A 23,117-nucleotide genomic window follows, 5' to 3' on the forward strand; every position below is an offset into this window, starting at 1 on the left:
CCGTGACGCGCAACAACGATTTTCGGCAATTACCGGATGAATGCGGCGCCGAGTCGGCCGTTGCCGAACGTCATCCCGGCGCGGACGATCGGGTCCGGAAGGCCGACAGGCCCGCGGCGCGTACCGATCGCCTCGGTGGCCGTGGCCGCAGTCCCGACGGCCGACAACCTCGCGGCCCGGCCCCGCCCCGTCCGCGGCCTCGATCGGCCACCACGAACGACGGGCCCGCAACACCGGCAAGCGGTGTGCGGGCCCGCCCTGTTCCGGTGCGGCGACTACTGCGCCGTCGCCAACTCGGCCAGCGCCGCGTCGATGCGGGACAGGACCCGGTCGCGGCCGAGGACCTGGAGCGACTCGAACAGGGGCAGGCCGATCGTGCGGCCGGTCACCGCGACCCGGACCGGGGCCTGCGACTTGGACAACTTCAGGCCGTGCGCGGCGCCCGCGGCCTCGACCGCGGCCTTGAGCGCGTCCACGTTCCACTCGGCCCCCGCGAGCTCCTCGCGCGCACTGGCCAGCACGTCCGCGGCGCCCGGCTTCATCGCCTTGGCCCAGGCCGCCTCGTCCTCGGCGGGCGCGTCCAGGAACAGGAAGTCCACGTACATCGGGACCTCGTCGAGCACCGTGATCCGGGTCTGCACGAGCGGCGCGACCTCGGCGAACACCGCCGGGTCGTACGCCTCCTTCGCCCACGGCGCCTTCTCCCCGAGCACCCACGGCTCGCACGCCTTCACGAACGCGTCCGCGTCCAGCGCGCGGATGTAGTCGGCGTTGAACGAGGACAGCTTCTTCACGTCGAAGAACGCCGACGACTTGTTCACGTCCCGCAGGTCGAAGAGCTGCTCCAGCTCCGCGTACGGCCGGATCTCCACGTCGTCCTTCGGACCCCAGCCGAGCAGGAAGAGGTAGTTCACCAGCGCCTCGGGCAGGTAGCCCTCGTCCAGGTAGGACTCCAGCGCCACCTTGTCCCGGCGCTTGGACAACTTCTGCCGCTTCTCGTTGACGATCACCGGCAGGTGCGCCCACTGCGGCGGGGTCGCGCCCAGCGCCTCCCACAACAACTGCTGCTTGGCCGCGTTGGACAGGTGCTCCTCGCCGCGGATGACGATGGTGATCCGCTGGTCGACGTCGTCGACCACGTTCGCCAGCAGGAACACCGCCGAGCCGTTGCCCCGGGCCACCACGAAGTCCTCCAGCGAGGCGTTCGGGAACTCGGTGTCGCCGCGGACCAGGTCGGCCACCACCGTGACGCCCTCGTCCGGCGTACGGAAGCGCAGCGCGCGCCCCTCGCCCGCGGGCAGCCCGCGGTCGCGGCAGAAGCCGTCGTAGCCCAGGTGCTTGGAGCCGGTCCGGGCCTCCAGGTCCTCACGCGTGCAGTCGCAGTAGTACGCGCGGCCCGCGTCGAAGAGCTCGACCGCCCTCTCGCGGTGCAGCGCGGTGTTCTGCGACTGGAAGTACGGGCCCTCGAAGGCCGGGTCGGACGCGTTGATGCCGATCGCCGCGAGCGCGCTGATGATGCCCTCGGTCCACTCGGGCCGGTTCCGCGCCTCGTCGGTGTCCTCGACGCGCAGTACGAAGGTGCCGCCGGCCTTGTGTGCGACGGCCCAGTTGTACAGCGCGGAACGAGCGCCACCGACGTGGAACATGCCGGTGGGAGAGGGAGCGAAGCGAACACGAACCGAAGAGGCAGACATGTGCTCCAGGGTATCCGCCGAGCGGGCCGGGTTCGGGCCGGTATCCGGCTCGGCACCGCGCCCCGTGAGCCGGCGTCCGACTCAGCGCATCACCTCGGGGACGGGCATGTCCACCCACACGGTCTTCCCGTCGCCCTGATGCACGACCACCCCCCAGTCCAGCGTCAGCCGCCGGATGATGTGCAGTCCGTGTCCGCCCGGTCGTGTTCCCGAATGCGGAGCACGTGCCTGCGGCGGCTCCTCGCTGCGGTCGTCCACCTCGATCCGCAACAGCTCGCTCGTCCGCACGACGCGCAGTTCCACCGGACCGCCCGCGTGCAGGCACGCGTTGGTGACCAGCTCGACCGCGACGAGCAGTACGTCGTCGGCGGTCAGCATCACCTGCTCGTCCTGGGAACCCGACCATCCGTACGCGTGGAGCGTGTTGCGGATGAACGTCCTCGACCGCGCCACCGCCCCCTTCGCGCCCTCGAACGGCAATCTCCGCACCTGACGAAGCGGTGGTGTGGAGAAGCAGGCGCCCCCGTCGCCGGGCGCCTGCGATCGCATGGCGCACATCTACTGGCTCACCTCGCTCACGCTGCTACGCGGTGATAGTTGCCCGCATCCCGCTGGAGGACACCAGAAGTCACGGGCTACTCTCCGACCGCCTCTGCCAGGGTCTCGTGGAAAGTGAACCCCTGTACCGCACCGGTGATCTCGAATACCCGCGCAACGGCGGGTTGAACGCCCACGAGGTGGACGGCTCCTCCCGCGGCCTGCGCGCGCAGCCGGGCGGCGAGAAACGCGTTCAGCCCGGTCGAATCGCAGAAATCGAGGTCCGAGCAGTCGATCACCAGACGCGTACTGCCCTGCTCGACACACTCGAACAGGCGGTCCCGCACCGCGGCGGCACTGTCCACGTCGATCTCACCGGCGACCGTAACGATCGCAGAGGTGCCATTGGTGCTCACCGACACCGTCAAGCCGCCCTGCATGCCAGCCTCCTGCTGCCCTTTGCCCATCGAGTACTCCGGCCCGGGCACACGATAGACGACCGCCCCCGAATGCGGGGGGTCGGCTTGCCCGCACAAGTTTTTCGAGTGGATGGTGTTTGCTCTCCCCCATCCGGGTTAGGCGCACGGGAGAGACCTCAAAAGCGTCACGAGGGGGAGGCATGGCAGTACAGCTCGAAGCCGAGATGCAGGTCCGGGGGTCACAGCGGCCACCGGCGACGGACACCGGGGCAGAAGAGCTGGACCTGTGCGAACTCGCGCGTGAATTCGACGACGACGAGATCGGATCGATGGGCGCCGCCGACGCGCGCGCGCTCTCGAAGACACTCTTCCGGCGACTGAACCGGCTGGAAGAGGGCACCCACGAGTACCAGTACGTGCGCAACACCCTCATCGAACTCAACCTGCCGCTGGTCCGCTTCGCGGCGGGTCGCTTCCGCACCCGCAGCGAGCCGCTGGAGGACATCGTCCAGGTCGGCACGATCGGGCTGATCAAGGCGATCGACCGCTTCGACACCGAGCGCGAGGTGGAGTTCCCGACCTTCGCGATGCCGACCATCCTCGGCGAGATCAAGCGCTTCTTCCGGGACACTTCGTGGTCCGTCCGGGTGCCGCGCCGACTCCAGGAGCTGCGGCTGCGGCTGGCGAAGGCGAGCGACGAGCTCGGCCGGCGGTTGGAACGGGCGCCCACCGTCGCCGAGTTGGCGGACTTCCTGGACGTCTCCCGCGAGGAGGTCGTCGAGGGCATGATCGCCTCGAACGGCTACAGCGCCTCGTCGCTGGACACCCCCGCGGGCGCCGGCGGCGACGACGCCGCGGTTCCGATGGACCGGCTCGGCGCGGACGACGACGCGATCGAACTGGTGGAGAACCGGGAGTCGCTCAAGCCGCTGATCGCCGCGCTCCCGCCGCGCGAGAAGCACATCCTGATGTTGCGCTTCTTCGGCGGCAAGACCCAGTCCGAGATCGGCGAGCAACTGGGTATCTCCCAGATGCACGTCTCTCGGCTGCTGTCGCGCACGCTCGGCACACTGCGCGCGGGCCTGCTCGCCGAGAGCTGAGCCGGGCCGCGGCGCGCCCTGGGAGCCGCCGCGCCGCGCCGATGCGACACGAAGGGGCGGGACCCGATCACCGATCGGGTCCCGCCCCTTCGTCGCGTCACCGCCCCGGGCGCCGGATCACCGGCCCCGGTCACCGGAGTCGGACTCAGCCCTTGGGGGCCTCGAACTTCTGCGTACGCTGCATGCCCGCCGCGCGACCCTTGGCCGAGATCACCAGGGCCATCTTGCGCGACGCCTCGTCGATCATCTCGTCGCCGAGCATCGCGGCGCCCTTCATCCCGCCCTCGGCCGAGGTGCACCAGTCGTACGCGTCGAGGATCATCTCGGCGTGGTCGTAGTCGGCCTGGGTCGGCGAGTACAGCTCGTTCGCGGCGTCGATCTGGCCGGGGTGCAGCACCCACTTGCCGTCGAAGCCCAGCGCGGCCGAGCGGCCGGCCACCCGGCGGAAGCCGTCGACCTCCTTGATCTGGAGGTAGGGGCCGTCGATCGCCTGGAGGTCGTTGGCCCGCGCGGCCATCAGGATCCGCATCAGGATGTAGTGGTACGCGTCGCCGGTGTCGTAGCCCGGGGGCTGCTCGCCGACCACGAGCGACTTCATGTTGATCGACGCCATGAAGTCGGCCGGACCGAAGATGATGGTCTCCACGCGCGGCGACGCGGCGGCGATCTCGTCGACGTTGACCAGGCCTCGGGCGTTCTCGATCTGCGCCTCGATGCCGATCCGGCCGACCTCCAGGCCGACCGTCTTCTCGATCTGGGTGAGCAGCAGGTCCAGGGCCTTGACCTGGCCGGCGTCCTGGACCTTCGGCAGCATGATGGCGTCGAGGTTGGCCCCCGCGCCCTCCACGACGGTGACCACGTCGCGGTAGGTCCAGTGGGTGGTCCAGTCGTTGACCCGCACGACGCGGATCCGGTTCCCCCAGTCGCCGTTGTTGAGCGCGTCGACGATGGTGTGCCGCGCGCCCTCCTTCGCGAGCGGGGCGCAGGCGTCCTCGAGGTCGAGGAACACCTGGTCGACCGGAAGCCCCTGCGCCTTCTCGATGAAGCGCGGGTTGCTGCCGGGCACAGCCATACAGGAACGGCGGGAACGCAAGCTACGCGATGTGGCGGCCATGTCTCTGGTCCTCCCAGTGCTGCGGATCGTGCGGTCAGGTTACCGACGGGTCACCCGCGGCGGACTATGAGGTGGCGCACGTTCGGTCTCGCGGGTCGCCGGGGCGGGACCGCGTTCCGCGCCCGCGCGTTGTGGGACGCTGTGGCGCATGACGGACACCGACGCACTCCCGGAAGCGGACGCGCTGCGCGAGGAAGGCGCGAAGAAGTCCGGCCTGCTCTGGCTCACGGTCGGCACCGCACCCGCCCGCCCGGTCTGGCACGTGTGGCTGGACGGCGCGTCGTGGCTGGTGACCGCCCGCGCGGACGGCGCGGTCGAGCAGTTCGTGCCCGGCCTGGCCGAGGCCGCCGAGGCGCTCGTGGACCTGCGCAGCAAGGACAAGGGCGGCCGGCTGCCCGGCTGGACCGCCCGGGTCACCGTGGTGGCACCAAACGACCCGGCGTGGGAGCCGGCCGTGCTGGCCCTGCACGCGGCCCGGTTGAACGCGCCCGACGGCGAGGAGCAGCCCGCCCGCTGGAAGCGCGAGTGCGACCTGATCCGGTTGACCCCGACCGGCCCGGCCCGGGATCTGCCCCGGGACGCCGGACGCACCGTTCCGGTGGGGTCGCCGGCCGTGACGCGCGGGGCGTCCCCGTTCAACCTGTCGATCGGCCGCCTGCGCCGGCGCGGCGGCTGACGGTCGGCGCCCGGGCCGGGCCCGGGTGTCGCCCGTGCGCGGGACGTCGGGCGCGGCGACGGAGCCGCCGCGGGTGAGCGGTGGGCCCGCACCGGATGCGACCGCCCCGGGTGGGCCCGCGCCCGATCAGAAGAACAACACCGGGTCGTGCTTGAGGCCGGTGGGGACCGGCGGCTTGCCGGTCCGGCCGATGTCGGGGCGACGCGTGGTGGAACTCGTGGGCGCGCCGGTCGTCGGGGGCCGTGTGCTCGAGCCGCCGGTCGAGGTGCCGTTGCTGCCGCCGGTCGGGCGGCTCTGCGTGGTCAGGTCCTTGTCCACCACGTCCTTGGGTTCCGGCGCGTGCACGTCGACCCGTTCGCCGTAGCCGAGGAAGTCGAACGCACCGGTCTGCTTCGCGTCCTGGGCCGACTCCATCCGCAGCAGGTACGGGGCGCCCTCGGTGGCCACCCAGATGGTGCCGCCCGCGCCCGGCGTCCGGTTCTCCAAGGCGATCGCCTTGTGGCCGTTGACCTGCTTGACCGCGCCCTTCTCCAGCTTGCCCGGCTTGCCCATCAGCTTGTTGGTCAGCCGCTCGACGTAGGTGTTCTCCACGATGCCGCCGTACTTCTTGTCCCCGGAGGGGACCTGTACGTACTTGTCGTGGTTGGCCGTCTCGCTGCCGTTGCCCTCGACCTTGGACCAGAACTTCGCGTCCCCCCGGAACCAGACCTGGTTCTGCACCCGGGTGATGTACGCGGTCGTGTTGTCCTCGACGATCTGGCCCTCGCTGCCGGTGCTGGTGAAGCGCATGTCCACGCTGAACGGCTTGGCCGGCCTGCCGGACGCGCCCGGGACCGCGAGTTCGCCCTTGACGTGCACGGACTTCGCGGCGGCCGTCGCGGCCTGGGCACGCTGCAGGATCGCCGCCGGGTCCAGCCCGTCCACCTGGTTGCCGAGCGGCGCACCCGCCGTCGGCTCGTCCACCGGCGCCTGCCACGAGCGGTGTGCGGGCCGTCCCGCACTGCACCCGGCGGCCAGCACCGTGACCGATACAGCCGTCGCCACCACGAAGCCGCGCCGCACGTGATCCACCGTTGGGTTCCTCGTCGTTCGATGTCTCGTTGGTTCGCTGACCTGATCGACGCACGCCCGCGTCGACGTCCTGCCGGAAACGGTATCCCGGAGCCGGAATCCCCCGCCTCAGTCGGTACCCGGCACCGGCCCGGTGGGCTTGCCCGAGGGCTGACCCGACGGCTTCCCGGACGGCTGACCCGGGGGTTTGACCGGCACCTTGTCCGACGGCGCCTTGTCCGACGGTTCCTTGCCGTCGGTCATCGACCCGTAGTCGAGCACGTCGTCGGGCTTGGGCAACACCAGCGGGAAGTCCTGGTTGTACTCGAACAGTTCGAGCGATCCGCCATTCGGCGAAGGAATGTACTTGAGCGGGAACGGGGTCCCCTTCAGCGCCACCCGCAGTTCGCCGCCGCGCCCCCGGTCGGCCACCAGCTTGAGCGACTCGGCGCCGCGTATCTTCTCCCGGCCGTCCTTCTTGAGCTTGCCGTTGAGCCGGATCAGATCGGTGATCATGTCCTGCATCCGGGTGAACCCGGACAGCCGCGCGTAGCTGGGATCGGTGGGCGGCACCTTGACGAACTTGTCCCGCAGCGTCCGGGCCGACTCCTCGACGTCGGTCCCACCGCGCCCGTCCCGGCCCTGGTACAGCCGGGCGTCGCCGCGCACGAACAGGTCCTCGCCGATCCGCAGCAGTTCGATGGTGCTGTCCGCGGTGACCACGGTGCCCACCCCTCCCTCGCGCTTGAGCCGCAGATCGATCCGGAACTCCTGGGTCTGGATCCGCCACACGCCCTGCACGTGGACCGCGACGGCCGTCGCGGCCGCCGCCTTGGACTTGCCGGCGATGGAATCCGCGGATTCCGAGCCGAGCCCGGTCTCCGCCTTCGAACACGCCGTGCCGGTGAGGACGCAGGCGGCCAGGAGGGCGATCGTGGTCTTCGTCTGAGGCAAGCGCACGGGCGGCACTGTACTGAGCCGGGCGCGAGGTGTCGTGATCATGCCCACGTCGACCGGTAGCCTGACCGTCCGGGGGCATACGAGGAACGACCGCGCGGATCGGCCGCGGATCGGCCCGCGCGGGCGTACACATCGGCGACGGAGGGACCACGGCATGGGTGCGTCATCCGGGCGGGTGTTCATCTCGCACCTGGCGGGCGTGGCCGTGTTCGACCCCAACGGCGACCACGTCGGCCGGCTGCGCGACGTGGTGGTGATGCTGCGCACCGCCCAACTCCCCCCGCGCGTGCTCGGCCTGGTCGTCGAGGTGGCCACCCGTCGGCGGATCTTCGTCCCGATGACCCGGGTGACCAGCGTGGAGACCGGCGAGGTGATCACCACCGGGCTGGTCAACATGCGCCGCTTCGAGCAACGACCGAGCGAGACGCTGGTGCTCGCCGAGATGCTCGATCGCCGGGTGAGCCTGGCCGAGACCGACGAGCCGGTGACCGTGCTGGACGTCGCGATGGCGCTCGGACGCGGTCGCGACTGGCTGATCGCCAAGCTCTTCGTACAAAAGGGCGGCACCTCCGGCCTGCGCCGGCGACGCGGCGAGACGATCACCGTGGACTGGAACGCGGTGGTCGGCTTCGAGCGCCCCGAGGACCAGCAGGGCGCGGCCAACCTGCTCGCCACCTTCGAGCAGTTGCGGCCCGCCGACCTGGCGAACGTGCTGCACAACCTCTCCGCCAAGCGCCGCGCCGAGGTGGCCGCGGCGCTCGACGACGACCGGCTCGCGGACGTGCTGGAGGAACTGCCCGAGGACGACCAGGTGGAGATCCTGGGCCAGCTCCAGGAGGAGCGCGCGGCCGACGTGCTGGAGGCGATGGACCCGGACGACGCGGCCGACCTGATCTCCGAGCTGCCCGAGGACACCGCGGAACGCCTGCTCGGCCTGATGGAGCCGGAGGAGGCCGAGGACGTGCGCCGGCTGCTGACCTACGTCGAGGACACCGCCGGCGGCATGATGACCACCGAGCCGATCGTGCTCGAACCCGGCGCCACCATCGCCGAGGCGCTCGCCCACGTGCGCAACGCCGACCTCTCGCCGGCCCTGGCCAGTCAGGTCTACGTGTGCCGGCCGCCGACCGAGACGCCCACCGGGAAGTACCTGGGCACGGTGCACTTCCAGCGCCTGTTGCGCGATCCGCCGTTCACCCTGGTCGGCGCGGTGCTGGACACCGACCTGATGCCGCTGCGCCCGGACACCCCGCTCGCCGAGGTGACCAGCTTCCTGGCCGCGTACAACATGGTCGCGGCGCCCGTGGTGGACGAGGACGACCACCTGCTCGGCGCGGTCACCGTCGACGACGTGCTCGACCATCTGCTGCCCGAGGACTGGCGCGAGGGCGCCATACACGGAGACGGGGGTACCCGCCGTGGCTCGTGAGGGCACGAGCGCCGACAAGCGCCGCCGCCCGCGACTGGACCAACCGCGCGATCCGGGGCGGCGTCCGCTGCTGCCCGCGTACGACCCGGAGGCGTTCGGCCGGTTCTCCGAGCGGATCGCCCGCTTCCTGGGCACCGGTCGGTTCCTGGTCTACATGACCGCCACGGTGATCGTGTGGATCGGCTGGAACGTCTTCGTGCCACCGGCGCTGCGCTTCGACGAGTACCCGTTCATCTTCCTGACCCTGGTGCTGTCCCTCCAGGCGTCCTACGCGGCGCCGCTGATCCTGCTCGCGCAGAACAGGCAGGACGACCGGGACCGGGTCAACCTGGAGCAGGACCGGGCCCGCAACGAGCGCAACATCGCCGACACCGAATATCTGACCCGCGAGGTCGCGGCACTGCGGATCGCCCTCGGCGAGGTCGCCACCCGGGACTTCTTGCGTTCGGAACTCCAGTCCATGCTCAAGGAGTTGGACGAGCGGCGGGAGACCGACGGGTGGCTGATGGGGCGCGACGTCACCGACGCGCACCTGACCCGGCAACAGCCCCCGCCGGACCCGGAGCACCCCTGAGCCGGCGCCGGATCCGGGTCGCCGGCGGGGTCGGATATTTTCATACGCTTGTGTGAGTCATTCGTGTAAGACATTTGTCTAACCCCGGGTTACCATCGCCCCATGGGACACCGCGAAGACCTGCTGGCCGGAGCCAAACGTTGTCTGTACGAGAAGGGCTACATGCGCACGACCGCGCGCGACATCGTCGCCGCGTCGGGCACCAACCTCGGATCGATCGGCTACCACTACGGCTCCAAGGACGCGCTGATGCAACAGGCGCTGCTGGAGTCGATGGAGGAGTGGGGCAACGAGTTGAGCGCCGCGCTGGTCGACGCGGTCGGCGCCGAGTCCGCGCCGCTGGAGCGCTTCGAGGCGATCTGGACGCGGGTGATCGACCTGATGGAGTCGCACCGGATGATGTGGGCGGCCAACTTCGAGATCCTGGCCCACCTCGACGACCTGCCGGAGATCCACAAGGTGCTCGCCGCGGCGCAGGACGAGGGCCGGTCCGGGTTGGCCTCGGTGTTCCTGGGCCTGCCCGAGAAGGGCAACGAGCATCTGATCGGCACCGTCGGGGCGCTGTGTCAGGCGCTGCTGGTGGGCGTGGTCAGCCAGTGGATGTTCGCCCCGGAGAGCGCCCCGACCGGCCGTGACCTCGCCGAGGGCATGCGCGTGCTCATGGGCGGGAACCGCGCCGCGGGCTGAACCGGCCCGAGGACAGCACCACGTGGGCCAGGACACCCGCGATCAGCCCCCAGAACGCGGATCCGATCCCGCCGATGGTGACCCCGGACGCGGTGGCCAGGAAGGTGATCAGCGCCGCCTCGCGGTGCTCGTCGTCGGCCATCGCGCCGGTGAGGCCGCTCGCCAGCGCGCCGAACAGCGCGACGCCCGCGACCGCGGCCACCAGTTCCTTGGGCAGGCCCGCGAACAGCGCGACCAGGGTCGACCCGAACATGCCCACGATCAGATAGAAGACCCCGCACGAGACCCCCGCGACGTATCGCCTGCGGGGGTCGTGGTGCGCCTCGGGGCCGGTGCAGATCGCCGCGGTGATCGCGGCCAGGTTGATCGCGTGCGACCCGAACGGCGCGAGCAGCGTGGACACCGCCCCGGTCGAGCCGATCAGCACCCGGTCGTTCGGCGTGTAGCCGGACGCGGCCAGCACCCCCATCCCGGGCGCGTTCTGGGACGCGAGGGTGGCCACCAGGAGCGGCACCGCGATGCCGATCAGGGCCGGCACCGACAGGTGCGGCGTGGTCCACTCCGGGCGGGCGATCTCGAACGCCTCGATCCGCACGTGCAGCCGCGACGTCGCCGCCGAGCAGGCCACCCCGACCACGAGCGCGACGAGCACCGCGTAGCGCGGGAGGAAGCGCTTGGCGACCAGGTAGCCGAGCAGCACGCCGCCGGCCGTCCAGGGCGCGGACTTGACCGAGGTGAACACCCCGGTGCCGAACGAGAACAGGATCCCGGCCAGCATCGCGGACACCACGGCGGCCGGCACCCGCCGCATCAGCCGGCCGAACACGCCGGTCACCCCGATCACGGTGATCAGCACACCGGTGACCACGAACGCGCCGATCGCCTCGGGGTAGGAGTACGACCCCAGGCTGGTCACCAGCAGCGCGGCGCCCGGCGTGGACCACGCGGTGACGATCGGCATCCTGGTGTACAGGCTCAGCCCCAGGCAGGTCAGCCCGCTGCCGATGGACAGTGCCCAGACCCACGAACCGGTCTGCTCCCGGGTCAGCCCGCCCGCCGAGGCCGCGGACAGCACGATCACCAGCGGCCCCGAGTAGGACACCAGCACCGCGATCAGGCCGGCGAGCACGGCCGAGAAGGACGCGTCCCGCCACAGGCTCGGCCTGCCCGCCACAGGCGCCGGCTTCGTGTCCGTCGTGGTTCGGGTAGTCACCGGGCGCCTCGCCTCGTGGTTCAGTCGTGGTCGTAGACGGTGACCGGAACACCGCACGCGCTCAACCGTTCCAGGACGAGCGGCTCCACCCTGCCCCAGTTGCCCCCGGCCAGACCACAGCCAATTCGCGGCATGTGGACCGAGGCACCCAGCTCCAGGGCCCGGCGCCCGACTTCGGTCAGCGCCCGGTCGATCGCGTCGTAGCGCACCGGCGGTCCCTTGCTGCCGGTACGGATCCCGTGTTGGCCGATCATGTTGGCCACCCACAGGTAGGTGTCGACCCGGACCAGGCGCACCGCGCCCAGCCCGAAGTCGTTCCCGGCCCGCTCGCGATGCCACCGCCGATAGTCGGCCTCCGGCTCGGACCAGCGCCGGGACAGCGCGAGCACGAAGCCCTTGCCCCAGCCGCCCTGGTCGTTGCACACGTGCGCGATCACCTTGACGCCCTTGCCCAGGGGCGTGGTGGCGTCTCCTCGGACGTACGTGACGGTCGCCATGCGCGGCAACGTAGCCGTCCGCGCCGACGCGCCGGCACTCGTTTTTCTACGACCGGCGTCCGGCTCGACCGGAGAGCTCCGCGGCGAACAGCCGGGCCGCGTTGTCGTGGCAGACCGCCCGCAGCCAGTCGTCGCCCAGGTCGAGCCCGGCCAGCGCGTCGAGCCCGTGCGCGTAGCCATACGGGATGTTCGGGAAGTCGCTGCCCCACAGGATCCGGTCCCCCGCGTCCCGCAACCGGGAACGATCGGCGGGCGGGAAGGGCGTGAACTCCTCGACGAAGTCGGTGAAGGCCATCGTGGTGTCCAGGTGCACCCCCGGGTAGCGGTCCGCGAGGTCGAGGAACGCGCCGTACTCCGGCATCCCCATGTGCGCGACGATCAGCCGCAGCCGGGGGTGGCGGGCCAGCACCCGGGCGATCGGCTCGGGCCCGGTGTGCGCGCCCGGCACCGGCCCGGACCCGCAGTGCGCGACCACCGGCACCCCGGCGTCCGCGAGCGTGCCCCACACGTCCTCCAGCAGCGGATCGGTCGGATCCCACCCGCCGACCTGGACGTGCGCCTTGAACACCACCGCACCCGCGTCGATCGCCTCGCGCACGTACTTCGCCGCGCCCGCCTCCGCGAAGAAGGTCGCGGTGCGCAGGCAGTCCGGCGTACGGTCGGCGAACTCGCGCGCCCACGCGTTCAGCCACGCGGCCATCTCGGGCTTGTGCGGATAGAGCATCGACGTGAACGTCGAGACGCCGAACCGGCGCAGCGTGGCGACCCGTTCGTCCTCGTCCAGCCGGTAGGTGATCGGCCACGGCCGGCCGATCAGCGGACCGGCCGCGTCGAAGTACGCCCACACCTTGTCCAGCACGCGCCCCGGCATGAAGTGCGTGTGCACGTCGATCAGCGACGTCAGGCCCAGTTCCCGGCGGAAGCCGGCCACCCGTGTCTCCTCGGCCACCGTCGTCACACGGCCACCTCCCCATTCGGCTCGCAGGTCGATGCTCTCAAAGAGTTTTCTCGAGGGCGTCGTAAGCTCACGGTATGGCTTCTGCAACCCTGCCCTCGGCGGACGACGTCCAGGATGCGCTGGCGACCGTCCAGGACCCCGAGATCCACCGGCCCATCACCGAACTGGGCATGGTCAAATCCGTCGAGATCCACGCCGACGGGCGGGTCGCGGTCGCGGTGTACCTGACCGTCAGCGGCTGCCCGATGCGCGAGACGATCATCAGCCGGGTCGAGACGGCGGTCGGCGCGCTGCCCGGCGTCACCTCGGTCGGGGTCGAGCTGGACGTGATGAGCGACACGCAGCGCAAGGAGCTCGCGAGCAACCTGCGCGGCGGTCAGGCCGAGCGCGAGGTGCCGTTCGCCCAACCCGGTTCGCTCACCCGCGTATACGCGGTGGCCTCCGGCAAGGGCGGCGTCGGCAAGTCGTCGGTGACCGTGAACCTGGCCGCCTCGATGGTCGCGCAGGGACTCAAGGTCGGCGTCGTGGACGCGGACATCTACGGCCACTCGGTGCCGCGCATGCTCGGCGCGGAGGGCAAGCCCACCCAGGTCGAGAACATGATCATGCCGCCGTCCGCGTCCGGCGTGAAGGTCATCTCGATCGGGATGTTCACCCCGGGCAACACGCCGGTGGTCTGGCGCGGTCCGATGTTGCACCGCGCGCTCCAGCAGTTCCTCGCCGACGTCTACTGGGGCGACCTGGACGTGCTGCTGCTCGACCTGCCGCCGGGCACCGGCGACATCGCCATCTCGGTCGCCCAGTTGGTGCCGAACGCGGAGATCCTGGTGGTGACCACACCGCAGCGGGCCGCCGCCGAGGTCGCCGAGCGCGCGGGCACCATCGCGGTGGAGACCCGCCAGACCATCGCCGGCGTAATCGAGAACATGGCCGGCCTGCCCTGCCCGCACTGCGGCGAGATGGTCGACGTGTTCGGCTCCGGCGGCGGTCAGCGGGTCGCGGACGGCCTGTCCGCGGCCACCGGCACCAAGGTCCCGCTGCTGGGTTCGATCCCGATCGACACCCGGCTGCGCGAGGGCGGCGACACCGGCAAGCCGGTCGTGATCGACGCGCCGCAGTCGCCCGCCGCCGTCGCGCTCGCCGCGATCGCGGCCAAGCTCGGCGGACGCGAGCGCGGCCTCTCCGGCCTTCAACTCGGCCTGACCCCGCTGCGCAACTTCTAGAGGGCGCGTCCCGGGGCCCGCCCCACGACGCCCGGCACGGGTTCGGCCCGGCCGGGCATCGCGCTCCACCGCGATGATCCCGGGGTCACGCGCGGCCGGTCCGACCGGTCCCGCGCGTGCCCCCGGGATCATCGCCGCGGTTCACGAATCCGGCCTCGTGTAGGTGCGCAGGTCCACCGAGCGGGACAGGCCTAGGCCGTACGCGCTCGCGCCGCGGCCGTACACCCCGATGTAGACGCCCGCGCTCTCGCCCGCGAGCACCCAGCCGTAGGCCGACTCCCGGTAGCGGAACCGCGAGGGCACCCCGTCCACCGGGATGGCCAGGTCCGTCCACCCCGGTCCGGTCAGGTTGTCGGACAGGTCCCAGGCGATGTTGGTCTGCTGATCCAGCCACTCCGCGCGGGTCGTGCGGTCCAACTGCCACGGCCAACTCTCCGCGAGCAACGCCACCCCTGCGAGTGACGCCGCGCTCGACTTCGAGGTGGCCTCCATCTGCCCCGTACCGTCCCCGGCCGGCCGCTTGGGCCGCTGCGGGACGGTCACCACGGACACGAACCGTCGGGGTGTCGGGTCACCGGGCCGCCGGCTGGGCAGATCGCCGTGGCCGAGCGTGCCGTACTCGATCGCGCCTCGGCCCCTGCACACCGACGACAACCAACGCCGCCCGTTCCAGCCCTCGTCCAGGCCGTACCAGGGGAAGTCCGCGCCCAGGTATTCCGCCAGCAGGTCGGGCTTGCCGGCCTCGTCGGCGGGCAACGCCTCGCCCGCGTGGCTGATTGTGTCCATACTCCGCCTCAGGTCCTCTCGCGCGGCGCGACGGCGCCGCCGGCTGCCTCGGTGCCATGTCCGGAGCCCACCTCTCCCGGCGACTTCCGGGTGGACCGTCCGTCCGATACATGTATCCGCCGAGTCACCGGCCACACACCGCCCGTGTACTCCGGAGGCCATACTGCCCGAATGCGCGCGTGGCCCCGCACCGTGTCGGGCCGGGAAGGGGCGGGAATCGGCGACGGCGCGCGGCGCCGTTCGAACCCGCGTCGGGGCGACGGCGACCGGGGTGTGTCCCGGGCGTCGCCGGCGATCAGGTCGCGTCGGCGTCGTACGGCGGGCGCTCGCCGGGCTCGACCCGAGGGGCGGTGGTGTTCTTCCGCAGCGAGGGCGGGCTGTACGAGCCGTCCGGCACCTCCGGGTCGTACGGGCTGCCGCTCGCCAGGCCCTTGATGTCCTCGAAGTCCTTGCCGAGCGAGTCGCGCAATTCCTTGATGCCCAGGTCGTCGCCGTCACCCATCAGGTTCTTGCGGACGAAAGTCTTGGGGTTGAGGTCCTCGAGGTGCATGTCCTGGAACTCCGGACCGAGTTCCTTCTTCAGGTCCGCTCGGGCCCCGGAGGAGAACTCGCGGAACTTGCGAATGGTGCGGGCCACGTCGCCGATCATCTTCGGCAACTTCTCGGGGCCGAAGATCACGATCGCGAGGATGACGAGCGCGACCATCTCGGGTGCACCGACGTCGAACACCTGGACTCCACGAGATTGCGCGAGGGGGCTCGGTCGGGCGACCGAACCCCCTCAGAGTAGTCGTCGGCCCCGGAAGCGGAAGGTGGCGGCCGGCATCGAACCCGGTGTTTGCGGCCTATCCCCCGAAGATGTGTTCGTCCGGACATCCGTACGTCATGTCCGGGTCATCCGGCTTCGAGGGTCATGTCGACCGTGCGCTCGGTCCCGTCCCGCTCGATGGTGAGCTTGACGACCGCACCGGGCGCCTTGGATCGGATCGCCACGATCAACTCGTTGGCGTCGTGCACCTTGCGGCCGTCGATCGCCTTGATCACGTCGCCCGGCTTGAGCCCGGCCCGCTCGGCCGGCCCGCCCGCCCGGATCGGCGGCGCGCCCTTGACGTCCTGCGGCGCGATCCGCGCGCCGTCACCCTGGTACGCGACATCCAACGTGACGCCGATCACCGGGTGCGAGGCCTTGCCGGTGTCGATCAACTGCTGCGCGACCCGACGCGCCTGGTTGATCGGGATGGCGAAGCCGAGGCCGATGCTGCCCGCCTCCTGCTGGGCCCCGAACGGATTGCCCTGCCCGCCGCCGGCCGAGCGGATCGCCGAGTTGATCCCGATCACCGCGCCCGCCGCGTCGATCAGCGGACCGCCCGAGTTGCCGGGGTTGATCGGCGCGTCGGTCTGCAACGCGCTGATGTAGGACACGTCGCTGCCCGAGGTGCCGGCGCTGACCGCGCGGTCCTTGGCGCTGATGATCCCGGAGGTGACGGTGCCCTCCAGGTTGAACGGCGCGCCGATGGCGATCACCGGGTCGCCGACCTGGACGCCGTCGGAGTTGCCCAGCGGCAGCGGGTGCAGCCCCTGGACGCCGGACACCCGGATCACCGCGAGGTCGTAGCCGGTGTCCCGGCCGACCAGGGTCGCCGAGGTCTGCTGGCCGTCGTTGAAGGTCACCGTGATCGTGCCGCCGGACGCGCCCGCCTCGACCACGTGGTTGTTGGTCAGGATGTCGCCGGCCGTGTCCAGCACGAAGCCGGTGCCGGTGGCCTCGCCGCGGCCGGTCTTGGTGTGGATGTACACCACCCCCGGCAGCGTGCTGCCCGCGAGTCCGGCGATGGTGTCCTTGCCCCGGGCCGGGCCGGTCGGGGGCGGGTCGCCGAGGCGGACCTTGGTGTCGTGGCGATCCGCGATCCAGGCGCCGATGCCGCCGCCGATCAGCCCGGCCACCAGCGCGAGGACCGCGGCCCACACGATCAGCCGGCGGCCGTAGCGCTTGCCGAGGTCCTCCGTGGGCCCGCCGGCACCGGTCATGTCGCCCGGTACCGAATAGCCGTACGGCACGGCCTGATAGGGCGTGTAGGCCGCCTGCGGGGCGTACGAGGGGTACGGCCCGTAGGGCCCGTAGCCCGGATGTGCCGCACCCGGGTGGGTGCCGTAGCCGCCGGTCTGCCCCGGCCACGGCCGGGTCGGCGCCCCGGCGGGCGGTGGCGGCTGCGGGGGCGGCGCGAAGGGGTCGTAGGCCGGGTCGTCCGCGCTCGGGATCTCGGCGGTGCCGTGTACGACCGGCACCTCGGCGGTGACCGCCTCCCGGACATCCGGGACGGGCGGCCCGAACGCGGCCGGCTCGGTGGTGGGATCGGCGACCGGCTCGGCGACCGGCTCGGCCGGATCCCCCGGCGCGGAAGGCCCGGCCGCGGCCGGGGCGCCACCGGTCGCGGGCGGCTCGGCCTTGGCCAACGACGGGCGGGTCGGGAACGCGGCGGGCTCCGCGTCGGGGCCGCGTTCGACCGAAGGCCCGGGCGGGGTCTCGGCCGGGACCTCGGGGGTCCGGTCGGCCGCGGCGGATCGATCCGGCGCGGGCTCCTCCTCCCGCCGCGAGGGCGGTGTCCCGGTCGGGAAGGCCGCCGGCTCGGCGTCGTGATCGGGTCCCGGTCCGGCCGGCGCGTCGTCACCTCGCGGCGGCTCCGCTCCCCCGCGGCCGTATGCGTCGCTCATCGTGTGCCTTCCTACCGCTCCCGGTGTGCCGAACACCTGCTGCTTCCACGGCACGGCCACAGTCTTGCGCGTGCCGGTCGGTGTCGTCCCGGCGGCAGTGGATACCCGCCCCGCCGCGTCGCACGCGCGACCCGCCGAACGTACCGGCCCCACCCGGCCCGCGTCGCCGGACCGGGCCGGCGGCGAATCGTTCCCGCTCGGCCCGGCCCGGCGCACGAACACGTGACGAACGCGTGTCCGGACAGGTTCCCGGACACGCGTGACGCCCCGCCGGGCCGACGAGCCGGCCCGGCGCGGGCGAATTCAGCGCCGGGCGTCGACCGGCTGGATCGGGACCGTCAACTGCGTCCCGGCCAGCACCGGCGCGGGACGCCGCGACGCCGAGCCCGCGGGCAGCGCGGTCGTGGTGGCGGCCTGCTCCACGAGGTAACGCTCCACGGCCGGGGCCGCGGGGCGTCCCTCGGTACCGCCGCTGGTCCCGCCCGGCACGAACGCGCTGCTGAGCGCGACGGCCATCATCGAGAACGCGCCCGCGGCGGCGAACGTCAACCGACGCCGGCTCACCGGCGGGCGCACCCGCTCGGGCATGTTGCCGGGCCGACCGGCACGTGGACCGGTCGAGCGCGAGCGCGCACGTGCCGAGACCGCCGGTCGCCCGGCGGTCGGGAAGGTGAAGCGATCCCCCGACGCGGGCGGCGGAGGCGACTGTTGGTCGGGCTCGCCCATGGCCATCAGCCGTGCCATCAGATCGTCCGACGGACCGGGCTGTCGCACCCTGCCGAGCAGTTGTTTCACCTGGCGCTGCTCCTCGGCCTCCACGCGACAGTCCGCGCATTCGGCGAGGTGCGCCAGCACCTTCTCCCGGGCCTCATGGCCCAGCTCACCGTCCACATAGGCGGCGAGTTTGTCCTCGAGGTGGCTCATGTCCCCACCTCGCATGCCCCACGTCGGGTCGCGGTGCGTCCCATCCGTGTCGCACTCACTACCCCCCTGCCCAAGCGGTCGCCGGGCTCACTGGTCACGGTCCCTCATCTCCGCACCGTGGTCCGGACCTCCGCAGCCGTCTCCTGGCCTGCCTTGTTCCGGGGAGCACGATGCCGCAGCGCCGCACGGAGCTGGGACCGGCCGCGGTGAATGCGGCTGCGCACGGTCCCGAGTTTCACTCCGAGCGTGGTGGCGATCTCCTCGTACGACAGGCCCTCGATGTCACACAGCACGACCGCGGCGCGGAACTCCGGGGCGAGGGCATCCAGCGCCTGCTGGACGTCCGCGTCCAGGTGGGCGTCGTCGTATGCCTGCGCGGGTGAGAGCTCACGACCGGCGAGGCGTTCGCCCGCGTCGTCGCCCAGACCCTCGAAGCGGATGCGCTGACGGCGCCGAACCATGTCGAGGAAAAGGTTCGTGGTGATGCGGTGCAGCCAACCCTCGAACGTGCCGGGCGTGTAGCTCGACAACGATCGGAACACTCGGACGAACACCTCTTGGGTGATGTCGTCCGCGTCGTGCGGGTTGCCGCTGAGGCGGTAGGCGAGCCGATAGACCCGAGCGGAGTGGGTTCGGACGATGTCCTCCCACGACGGCGGGACCCATTCGGCCTGGGCTGGGCTGCTGGTTGCGTTTGCGGCTTCGGCCACGTGATCCGGCATCGGCGACGCGTCGCGGGTACAGGATTGTTCCCCGCGGTGGTCGACCACTGCCACACCTCCTCTTCCGAGTAGCGCAACCACCATAAACGTCCTGCCTGTTAAGCCCGGATAAGGGCGCCGAGCCCAAATCCGACCCACCTTCGGTGCCGCGAGACCACGAGCCTCGTGTTCACCTGTCTTCCGAGGGAGCCAACGAACCGCGCCCGGGCGCGGTTCCCCGATCCCGCACCGGTCGCTCGGCGGATCTCGTCGCCGCCGCCCGCGCGCACCCGTGCGGCGCTCCCCGACCGGGCGGCCGAGCCCTCGGTAATACGCTTGCGCTCAGGTGGCCGCCTCGTCGGGACGCGTACGGGGGGCCGGGACAGAGGAGGAAGCCATTTCCGGCAATCGCCAGGCGAGCTGGGCGTTCGCGGAAGAGTACGTCGGCGAGGACGCCGTCCTCGCGGGCGCCCGCGCCCGCGCCCGGGAAGTCGGCGTGCTCCCGATAGGTCCCGGCGCCGGCGCCGCGCTGCGTTTCCTCGCGGCCGCGGTCGAGGCCAAGGCGGTCGCCGAGATCGGGACCGGGACCGGGGTCTCCGGGCTCTACCTGCTGCGCGGCATGCGCTCCGACGGCGTGCTCACCACGGTCGACGCCGACCCGGAGAACCAGCGCCTCGCCAAGGAGACCTTCACCGAGGCGGGCTTCCCCAGCGGACGCGCCCGCTTCATCCCCGGCCGCGCCCTGGAGGTGTTGCCCCGACTCGCCGACGGGGGCTACGACCTGGTGTTCTGCGACGGCGACAAGCTGGAGTACCTGGACTACCTGGCCGAGGCGCTGCGGCTGCTGCGACCCGGCGGCGTGGTGTGCTTCGACAACGCGCTCCTGCGCGACCGGGTGGCCGATCCGGCGCACCGGGACGCGGAGACCGCCGCGGTGCGCGACGTGCTGCGGGTGATCCGTGAGCACGAGGCGCTCGTGCCCGCCCTGCTCCCGGTCGGCGACGGCCTGCTGTGCGCGGCCCGTCGGAGTTGATCGACGCCGCCGGCGCATGCCGACGGCCCCGGTCCGGACATGAGTCTCCATGTCCGGACCGGGGCCGTCGCATCACGACTTTCGTCGAGGGCGTCGCCCCTGGGGGTCAGCCCACGGCGTTCTTCAGCGCCTCGCTCAGGGCACCGGCCTCATCGGCCGACAGCTCGACTACGAGCCGTCCACCGCCCTCAAGCGGAACGCGCATGACGATGCCCCGCCCTTCCTTGGTCACCTCGAGCGGGCCGTCGCCCGTCCGCGGCTTCATGGCCGCCATGCTCGTTCCCCTTCCTGCATATCGACGCACCGGTGCTCAAACCGGCCACCGGTCTTCGAGAGCATTGATCAGGGACCATTATCCCGCATCGAACGGTGGGGTGAGCAACATCGGGTCCCGTCGGCCTCTCGAACCACGTCCGTACGGCGCTGAAATGAGATGGTCCGTCCCGGCTCCGCGCCGGCTCGATCCCGCCCCGGGAGTGAGCTGACGGCCCGTCAGGGGCGGGCGTGGGCACGGCACCGCGGTCCGGCATGCTGTGCACATCCCACCTGCGGAGATGGATCCGATGCGGAGGCAGGCCATGGCCGACAAGACCGACAATGTGCTCTACGAACTCGCCGACGGGGTCGCGACCGTCACGCTGAACCGTCCGGACGCGATGAACTCGCTCGACGAGCCGACCAAGATCGCTTTGCGTGACGCGGTGCTCCGCGCGGCCGAGGACCCCGCCGTCCGGGCCGTGCTGCTGACCGGCAGCGGTCGGGCGTTTTGTGCCGGTCAGGACCTCAAGGCGCACATCCGGCAGTTGGAGACCGGGCCCGAGGCCACCTTCGCCACCGTGCGTGAGCACTACAACCCGCTGGTGACCGCGCTGGCGACGATGGCCAAGCCGGTGGTCGCGGCGGTCAACGGCGTCGCCGCGGGGGCCGGCGCGGCGATCGCGTGGGCGTGCGACTTCCGGATCATGGCGGACACGGCCGGGTTCAACACCGCGTTCGCCGGGGTCGCGCTGACCGCCGACTCCGGCGCTTCCTGGACGCTGCCGCGCCTGGTCGGTCAGGCCAGGGCGGTCGAACTGCTGATGTTGCCGCGCACCGTCAAGGCCGCCGAGGCGCTCGAACTGGGCCTGGCCAACCGAGTGGTTCCGGCCGACGAGGTCGCCGGTGTGGCCCGCGAACTGGCCCGCCGGCTGGCCGACGGCCCGACCGTGGCACTGGCCGCGCTCAAGGAGTCGGTGGCCTTCGGCGCGTCCCACTCGCTGGTGGACACCCTCGCCAAGGAGGACGAGCTGCAACTGCGCGCGGGCGGCTCCGAGGACCACCGGATCGCGGTCGCGGCCTTCGTGGCCAAGGAGAAGCCGACCTTCGTCGGCCGCTGACCCCGCTGCCGGCGGCGCGGACCGCCGCGCGGACCCTCGGGTCGCGCACGACGGTCCGCGGTGTCGACGCGCGGACCGCTCCCGACACCGCGGCCGGCGGCACTCAGCGGGACACGCAGCCCCCGAGGTGGTCGTTGACCAGCCCGCAGGCCTGCATCAGCGCGTAGGCGGTGGTCGGGCCGACGAACCGGAAACCCTTGCGCTTGAGCTCCTTGGCCAGCGCGGTGGACTCGTCGGTGACCGCCGGTACGTCCGACAGGGCCGCGGGAGCCTTCCGGCGTCCGGAAGGTGCGAACGACCATACGAGCGCGTCCAGACCGCCCTGGAGGGCCTGCGCGGCGTGTGCGTTGGCGATCGCCGCGTCGATCTTGGCCCGATTGCGGATGATCCCCTCGTCGGCGAGCAGCCGGGCCCGATCCGCGTCGTCGAACCGCGCCACCCTGGCGATCGAGAAGTCCGCGAAAGCGGCCCGAAAGCCCGCCCGCCGACGCAGGATGGTCAACCAGGACAGCCCGGACTGGAACGCCTCCAGGCACAACCGCTCGTACAGCAGGTCCTCGCCGTGCACCGGGACGCCCCACTCGGTGTCGTGGTAGGCCCGGTAGTCCTCGGGACCGGTCGCGCCCCACGGGCAGCGGGGCAGCCCGTCCGGTCCCGCGATCGGACCGCCGACGACGGTCACGGCTTCGGGTCGCCCTTCGGCTCGGCGGCCGACTCGGCGTCGCCGCCCCGGTCGGCCGGAGCGTCCGCCCCGGCGCCCGGCCCGGTCGCCGCCTCGGCACTCGCCTCCCGGGTCTTCCCCGCGTCCGGCGTCTCGTCCCGTCGCGCGTCCGGGGTCTCGTCCCGCTGCTCGTCCCGCGTGTCGTCCGCTTCGTCGACGGCCGCCGGCGCGACCCGGGTCGGCGCCGCGTCGTCGACGACCTCGTCGGCCCGGCCCGGCTTCTCCAGGGACAGCGTGGTGCCCGACGCGCGCGCCGGCGGGGCGAGCCGGCCGGGGCCGACCGCGCTCGCGCCCGCGGTGGTCGCGCCCGGGACCGAGACGGTGAGCCCGGCCGGGGTGGTGCCGGTGATCTTGTACTCGAGTTCCAGGATGCGCGCGTCGCGTGCCGCGAGCTCGCCGGTCAGGCGGTCCAGGACCACGTCGACCTCGCTCATCCGGTAGCCGCGGAAGACCACCGGGAACCGGATGTGGTCGACGTCCGCGCTCGTGAGCGGGCGGTCGCCGGGCATCCGCAGCTCGGGCTGTTCGCGGTAGGCGTCGGGGAGGGAGCCACCCGCCCCGAGCACGACCGCGGCGATCACGAGGATCACCCCGGTCACCACGACAAGCTGGATCCAGAACACGGACGGCTCCCCTTCGACGGTGGTGCAGCTGCTGGGACGGGTGTCCGCTCCGGGCCGCTTCGGGAAGCCCCCGGGTCGTCGCACGGGACGATCGTGCCACGATCAGGGGG

Annotated in this window: 25 protein-coding genes; 8 read left to right on the forward strand and 17 right to left on the reverse strand. The window is 71.8% G+C overall.

Annotated elements, in window-relative coordinates; all coding sequences use genetic code 11:
* Positions 1–275 precede the first annotated feature (275 nt).
* The 3 genes from gltX to OG948_RS14620 form a co-directional block, all read right to left on the reverse strand.
* Positions 276–1,646, reverse strand: a complete 1,371-nt coding sequence (gene gltX, locus OG948_RS14610; RefSeq protein WP_406300259.1) for a glutamate--tRNA ligase — start codon at positions 1,644–1,646, stop codon at positions 276–278.
* A 129-nt stretch (positions 1,647–1,775) separates the two neighbouring features.
* Positions 1,776–2,243, reverse strand: a complete 468-nt coding sequence (locus tag OG948_RS14615) for an ATP-binding protein (RefSeq protein WP_395870550.1) — start codon at positions 2,241–2,243, stop codon at positions 1,776–1,778.
* Between the two features lie 86 nt (positions 2,244–2,329).
* Positions 2,330–2,698: an STAS domain-containing protein gene (locus OG948_RS14620; protein WP_395870548.1), complete on the reverse strand. Its 369-nt coding sequence runs from the start codon at positions 2,696–2,698 to the stop codon at positions 2,330–2,332.
* A gap of 152 nt (positions 2,699–2,850) precedes the next feature.
* Here OG948_RS14620 and OG948_RS14625 point away from each other — a divergent pair, with 152 nt between their 5' ends.
* Positions 2,851–3,750: an RNA polymerase sigma factor SigF gene (locus OG948_RS14625; protein WP_406296841.1), complete on the forward strand. Its 900-nt coding sequence runs from the start codon at positions 2,851–2,853 to the stop codon at positions 3,748–3,750.
* A 145-nt stretch (positions 3,751–3,895) separates the two neighbouring features.
* Here the strand turns inward: OG948_RS14625 and OG948_RS14630 are convergent, their stop codons facing one another.
* Positions 3,896–4,864, reverse strand: a complete 969-nt coding sequence (locus OG948_RS14630) for an HpcH/HpaI aldolase/citrate lyase family protein (protein WP_391586794.1) — start codon at positions 4,862–4,864, stop codon at positions 3,896–3,898.
* A 148-nt stretch (positions 4,865–5,012) separates the two neighbouring features.
* On the opposite strand from OG948_RS14630, the gene OG948_RS14635 reads away from it, so the two are divergent.
* Positions 5,013–5,540, forward strand: coding sequence for a hypothetical protein (locus OG948_RS14635; protein ID WP_406296842.1), 528 nt, complete (start codon positions 5,013–5,015; stop codon positions 5,538–5,540).
* A gap of 126 nt (positions 5,541–5,666) precedes the next feature.
* On the opposite strand, the gene OG948_RS14640 is transcribed toward OG948_RS14635, so the two are convergent.
* Together OG948_RS14640 and OG948_RS14645 are read right to left on the reverse strand one after the other, a co-directional pair.
* Positions 5,667–6,611 (reverse strand): hypothetical protein, encoded by a 945-nt coding sequence (locus OG948_RS14640; RefSeq protein WP_406296843.1) that lies wholly within the window; start codon positions 6,609–6,611, stop codon positions 5,667–5,669.
* Positions 6,612–6,719: 108 nt separating this feature from the next.
* Positions 6,720–7,550 carry a hypothetical protein gene (locus OG948_RS14645; RefSeq protein WP_406296844.1) on the reverse strand — a complete coding sequence of 277 codons (831 nt, stop codon included), beginning with the start codon at positions 7,548–7,550 and terminating at the stop codon, positions 6,720–6,722.
* 154 nt (positions 7,551–7,704) lie between these two features.
* On the opposite strand from OG948_RS14645, the gene OG948_RS14650 reads away from it, so the two are divergent.
* From OG948_RS14650 to OG948_RS14660, 3 genes are all read left to right on the forward strand, one after another.
* Positions 7,705–8,979 (forward strand): magnesium transporter MgtE N-terminal domain-containing protein, encoded by a 1,275-nt coding sequence (locus OG948_RS14650; RefSeq protein WP_406296846.1) that lies wholly within the window; start codon positions 7,705–7,707, stop codon positions 8,977–8,979.
* Complete coding sequence (locus tag OG948_RS14655; protein WP_406296848.1) at positions 8,969–9,553, forward strand: DUF1003 domain-containing protein; 585 nt, start codon at positions 8,969–8,971, stop codon at positions 9,551–9,553. The genes OG948_RS14650 and OG948_RS14655 overlap by 11 nt, the downstream gene beginning before the upstream one ends.
* A 102-nt stretch (positions 9,554–9,655) precedes the next feature.
* Positions 9,656–10,240, forward strand: coding sequence for a TetR/AcrR family transcriptional regulator (locus tag OG948_RS14660; protein ID WP_406296850.1), 585 nt, complete (start codon positions 9,656–9,658; stop codon positions 10,238–10,240).
* Here OG948_RS14660 and OG948_RS14665 read toward each other — a convergent pair.
* The 3 genes from OG948_RS14665 to OG948_RS14675 are packed head-to-tail and all read right to left on the reverse strand — an operon-like array spanning position 10,212 to position 12,908.
* Entirely contained in the window at positions 10,212–11,453 is a 1,242-nt protein-coding gene (locus OG948_RS14665) for a benzoate/H(+) symporter BenE family transporter (RefSeq protein WP_406296852.1), read from the reverse strand. The genes OG948_RS14660 and OG948_RS14665 overlap by 29 nt on opposite strands.
* 20 nt (positions 11,454–11,473) lie before the next feature.
* The gene (locus OG948_RS14670) at positions 11,474–11,950 is read right to left on the reverse strand and encodes a macro domain-containing protein (RefSeq protein WP_406296853.1); all 477 of its coding nucleotides are present in this window, start codon (positions 11,948–11,950) and stop codon (positions 11,474–11,476) included.
* Between the two features lie 46 nt (positions 11,951–11,996).
* The gene (locus tag OG948_RS14675) at positions 11,997–12,908 is read right to left on the reverse strand and encodes an amidohydrolase family protein (RefSeq protein WP_406296855.1); all 912 of its coding nucleotides are present in this window, start codon (positions 12,906–12,908) and stop codon (positions 11,997–11,999) included.
* Between the two features lie 74 nt (positions 12,909–12,982).
* On the opposite strand from OG948_RS14675, the gene OG948_RS14680 reads away from it, so the two are divergent.
* Entirely contained in the window at positions 12,983–14,131 is a 1,149-nt protein-coding gene (locus OG948_RS14680) for an Mrp/NBP35 family ATP-binding protein (protein WP_406296856.1), read from the forward strand.
* Positions 14,132–14,272: 141 nt separating this feature from the next.
* Here the strand turns inward: OG948_RS14680 and OG948_RS14685 are convergent, their stop codons facing one another.
* From OG948_RS14685 to sigE, 5 genes are all read right to left on the reverse strand, one after another.
* A complete protein-coding gene (locus OG948_RS14685) occupies positions 14,273–14,917 on the reverse strand; it encodes a hypothetical protein (protein ID WP_406296858.1) in 645 nt (214 codons plus the stop codon).
* 295 nt (positions 14,918–15,212) lie between these two features.
* Complete coding sequence (locus OG948_RS14690) at positions 15,213–15,647, reverse strand: sec-independent translocase (protein ID WP_406296860.1); 435 nt, start codon at positions 15,645–15,647, stop codon at positions 15,213–15,215.
* Between the two features lie 164 nt (positions 15,648–15,811).
* A complete protein-coding gene (locus tag OG948_RS14695) occupies positions 15,812–17,629 on the reverse strand; it encodes a trypsin-like peptidase domain-containing protein (protein WP_406296862.1) in 1,818 nt (605 codons plus the stop codon).
* Between the two features lie 303 nt (positions 17,630–17,932).
* Entirely contained in the window at positions 17,933–18,553 is a 621-nt protein-coding gene (locus OG948_RS14700; protein WP_406296863.1) for an anti-sigma factor family protein, read from the reverse strand.
* Between the two features lie 104 nt (positions 18,554–18,657).
* Positions 18,658–19,275, reverse strand: a complete 618-nt coding sequence (sigE, locus tag OG948_RS14705) for an RNA polymerase sigma factor SigE (protein WP_355535070.1) — start codon at positions 19,273–19,275, stop codon at positions 18,658–18,660.
* Positions 19,276–19,600: 325 nt separating this feature from the next.
* Here sigE and OG948_RS14710 point away from each other — a divergent pair, with 325 nt between their 5' ends.
* Positions 19,601–20,287: an O-methyltransferase gene (locus OG948_RS14710; protein ID WP_406296864.1), complete on the forward strand. Its 687-nt coding sequence runs from the start codon at positions 19,601–19,603 to the stop codon at positions 20,285–20,287.
* Positions 20,288–20,393: 106 nt separating this feature from the next.
* On the opposite strand, the gene OG948_RS14715 is transcribed toward OG948_RS14710, so the two are convergent.
* Positions 20,394–20,561 (reverse strand): DUF3117 domain-containing protein, encoded by a 168-nt coding sequence (locus OG948_RS14715; protein ID WP_078976897.1) that lies wholly within the window; start codon positions 20,559–20,561, stop codon positions 20,394–20,396.
* 304 nt (positions 20,562–20,865) lie between these two features.
* Here OG948_RS14715 and OG948_RS14720 point away from each other — a divergent pair, with 304 nt between their 5' ends.
* On the forward strand, positions 20,866–21,663 hold the full coding sequence (locus OG948_RS14720) for an enoyl-CoA hydratase/isomerase family protein (protein WP_406296866.1): 798 nt from the start codon (positions 20,866–20,868) through the stop codon (positions 21,661–21,663).
* 103 nt (positions 21,664–21,766) lie between these two features.
* Here OG948_RS14720 and OG948_RS14725 read toward each other — a convergent pair whose 3' ends face one another.
* Together OG948_RS14725 and OG948_RS14730 are read right to left on the reverse strand one after the other, a co-directional pair.
* Positions 21,767–22,345 carry a DNA-3-methyladenine glycosylase I gene (locus tag OG948_RS14725; protein ID WP_406296867.1) on the reverse strand — a complete coding sequence of 193 codons (579 nt, stop codon included), beginning with the start codon at positions 22,343–22,345 and terminating at the stop codon, positions 21,767–21,769.
* Positions 22,342–23,007: a DivIVA domain-containing protein gene (locus OG948_RS14730; RefSeq protein WP_406296869.1), complete on the reverse strand. Its 666-nt coding sequence runs from the start codon at positions 23,005–23,007 to the stop codon at positions 22,342–22,344. Before OG948_RS14730 ends, OG948_RS14725 begins: the two co-directional genes overlap by 4 nt.
* Positions 23,008–23,117: the final 110 nt, after the last annotated feature.

The sequence above is a fragment of the Embleya sp. NBC_00888 genome (assembly GCF_045207655.1).
In the GTDB taxonomy this organism is placed as follows: Bacteria; Actinomycetota; Actinomycetes; order Streptomycetales; family Streptomycetaceae; genus Embleya.

What these genes read in the sequence shown, in the direction of transcription:
- OG948_RS14685 (WP_406296858.1), bottom strand. Translation starts at nt 14,917, where the DNA reads ATGGACACAATCAGCCACGCGGGCGAGGCGTTGCCCGCCGACGAGGCC.
- OG948_RS14695 (WP_406296862.1), bottom strand. Translation starts at nt 17,629, where the DNA reads ATGAGCGACGCATACGGCCGCGGGGGAGCGGAGCCGCCGCGAGGTGAC.
- sigE (WP_355535070.1), bottom strand. Translation starts at nt 19,275, where the DNA reads ATGCCGGATCACGTGGCCGAAGCCGCAAACGCAACCAGCAGCCCAGCC.
- OG948_RS14650 (WP_406296846.1), top strand. Translation starts at nt 7,705, where the DNA reads ATGGGTGCGTCATCCGGGCGGGTGTTCATCTCGCACCTGGCGGGCGTG.
- OG948_RS14720 (WP_406296866.1), top strand. Translation starts at nt 20,866, where the DNA reads ATGGCCGACAAGACCGACAATGTGCTCTACGAACTCGCCGACGGGGTC.
- OG948_RS14680 (WP_406296856.1), top strand. Translation starts at nt 12,983, where the DNA reads ATGGCTTCTGCAACCCTGCCCTCGGCGGACGACGTCCAGGATGCGCTG.
- OG948_RS14630 (WP_391586794.1), bottom strand. Translation starts at nt 4,864, where the DNA reads ATGGCCGCCACATCGCGTAGCTTGCGTTCCCGCCGTTCCTGTATGGCT.
- OG948_RS14635 (WP_406296842.1), top strand. Translation starts at nt 5,013, where the DNA reads ATGACGGACACCGACGCACTCCCGGAAGCGGACGCGCTGCGCGAGGAA.
- gltX (WP_406300259.1), bottom strand. Translation starts at nt 1,646, where the DNA reads ATGTTCCACGTCGGTGGCGCTCGTTCCGCGCTGTACAACTGGGCCGTC.
- OG948_RS14700 (WP_406296863.1), bottom strand. Translation starts at nt 18,553, where the DNA reads ATGAGCCACCTCGAGGACAAACTCGCCGCCTATGTGGACGGTGAGCTG.
- OG948_RS14670 (WP_406296853.1), bottom strand. Translation starts at nt 11,950, where the DNA reads ATGGCGACCGTCACGTACGTCCGAGGAGACGCCACCACGCCCCTGGGC.
- OG948_RS14625 (WP_406296841.1), top strand. Translation starts at nt 2,851, where the DNA reads ATGGCAGTACAGCTCGAAGCCGAGATGCAGGTCCGGGGGTCACAGCGG.
- OG948_RS14620 (WP_395870548.1), bottom strand. Translation starts at nt 2,698, where the DNA reads ATGGGCAAAGGGCAGCAGGAGGCTGGCATGCAGGGCGGCTTGACGGTG.
- OG948_RS14615 (WP_395870550.1), bottom strand. Translation starts at nt 2,243, where the DNA reads ATGCGATCGCAGGCGCCCGGCGACGGGGGCGCCTGCTTCTCCACACCA.
- OG948_RS14660 (WP_406296850.1), top strand. Translation starts at nt 9,656, where the DNA reads ATGGGACACCGCGAAGACCTGCTGGCCGGAGCCAAACGTTGTCTGTAC.
- OG948_RS14715 (WP_078976897.1), bottom strand. Translation starts at nt 20,561, where the DNA reads ATGGCGGCCATGAAGCCGCGGACGGGCGACGGCCCGCTCGAGGTGACC.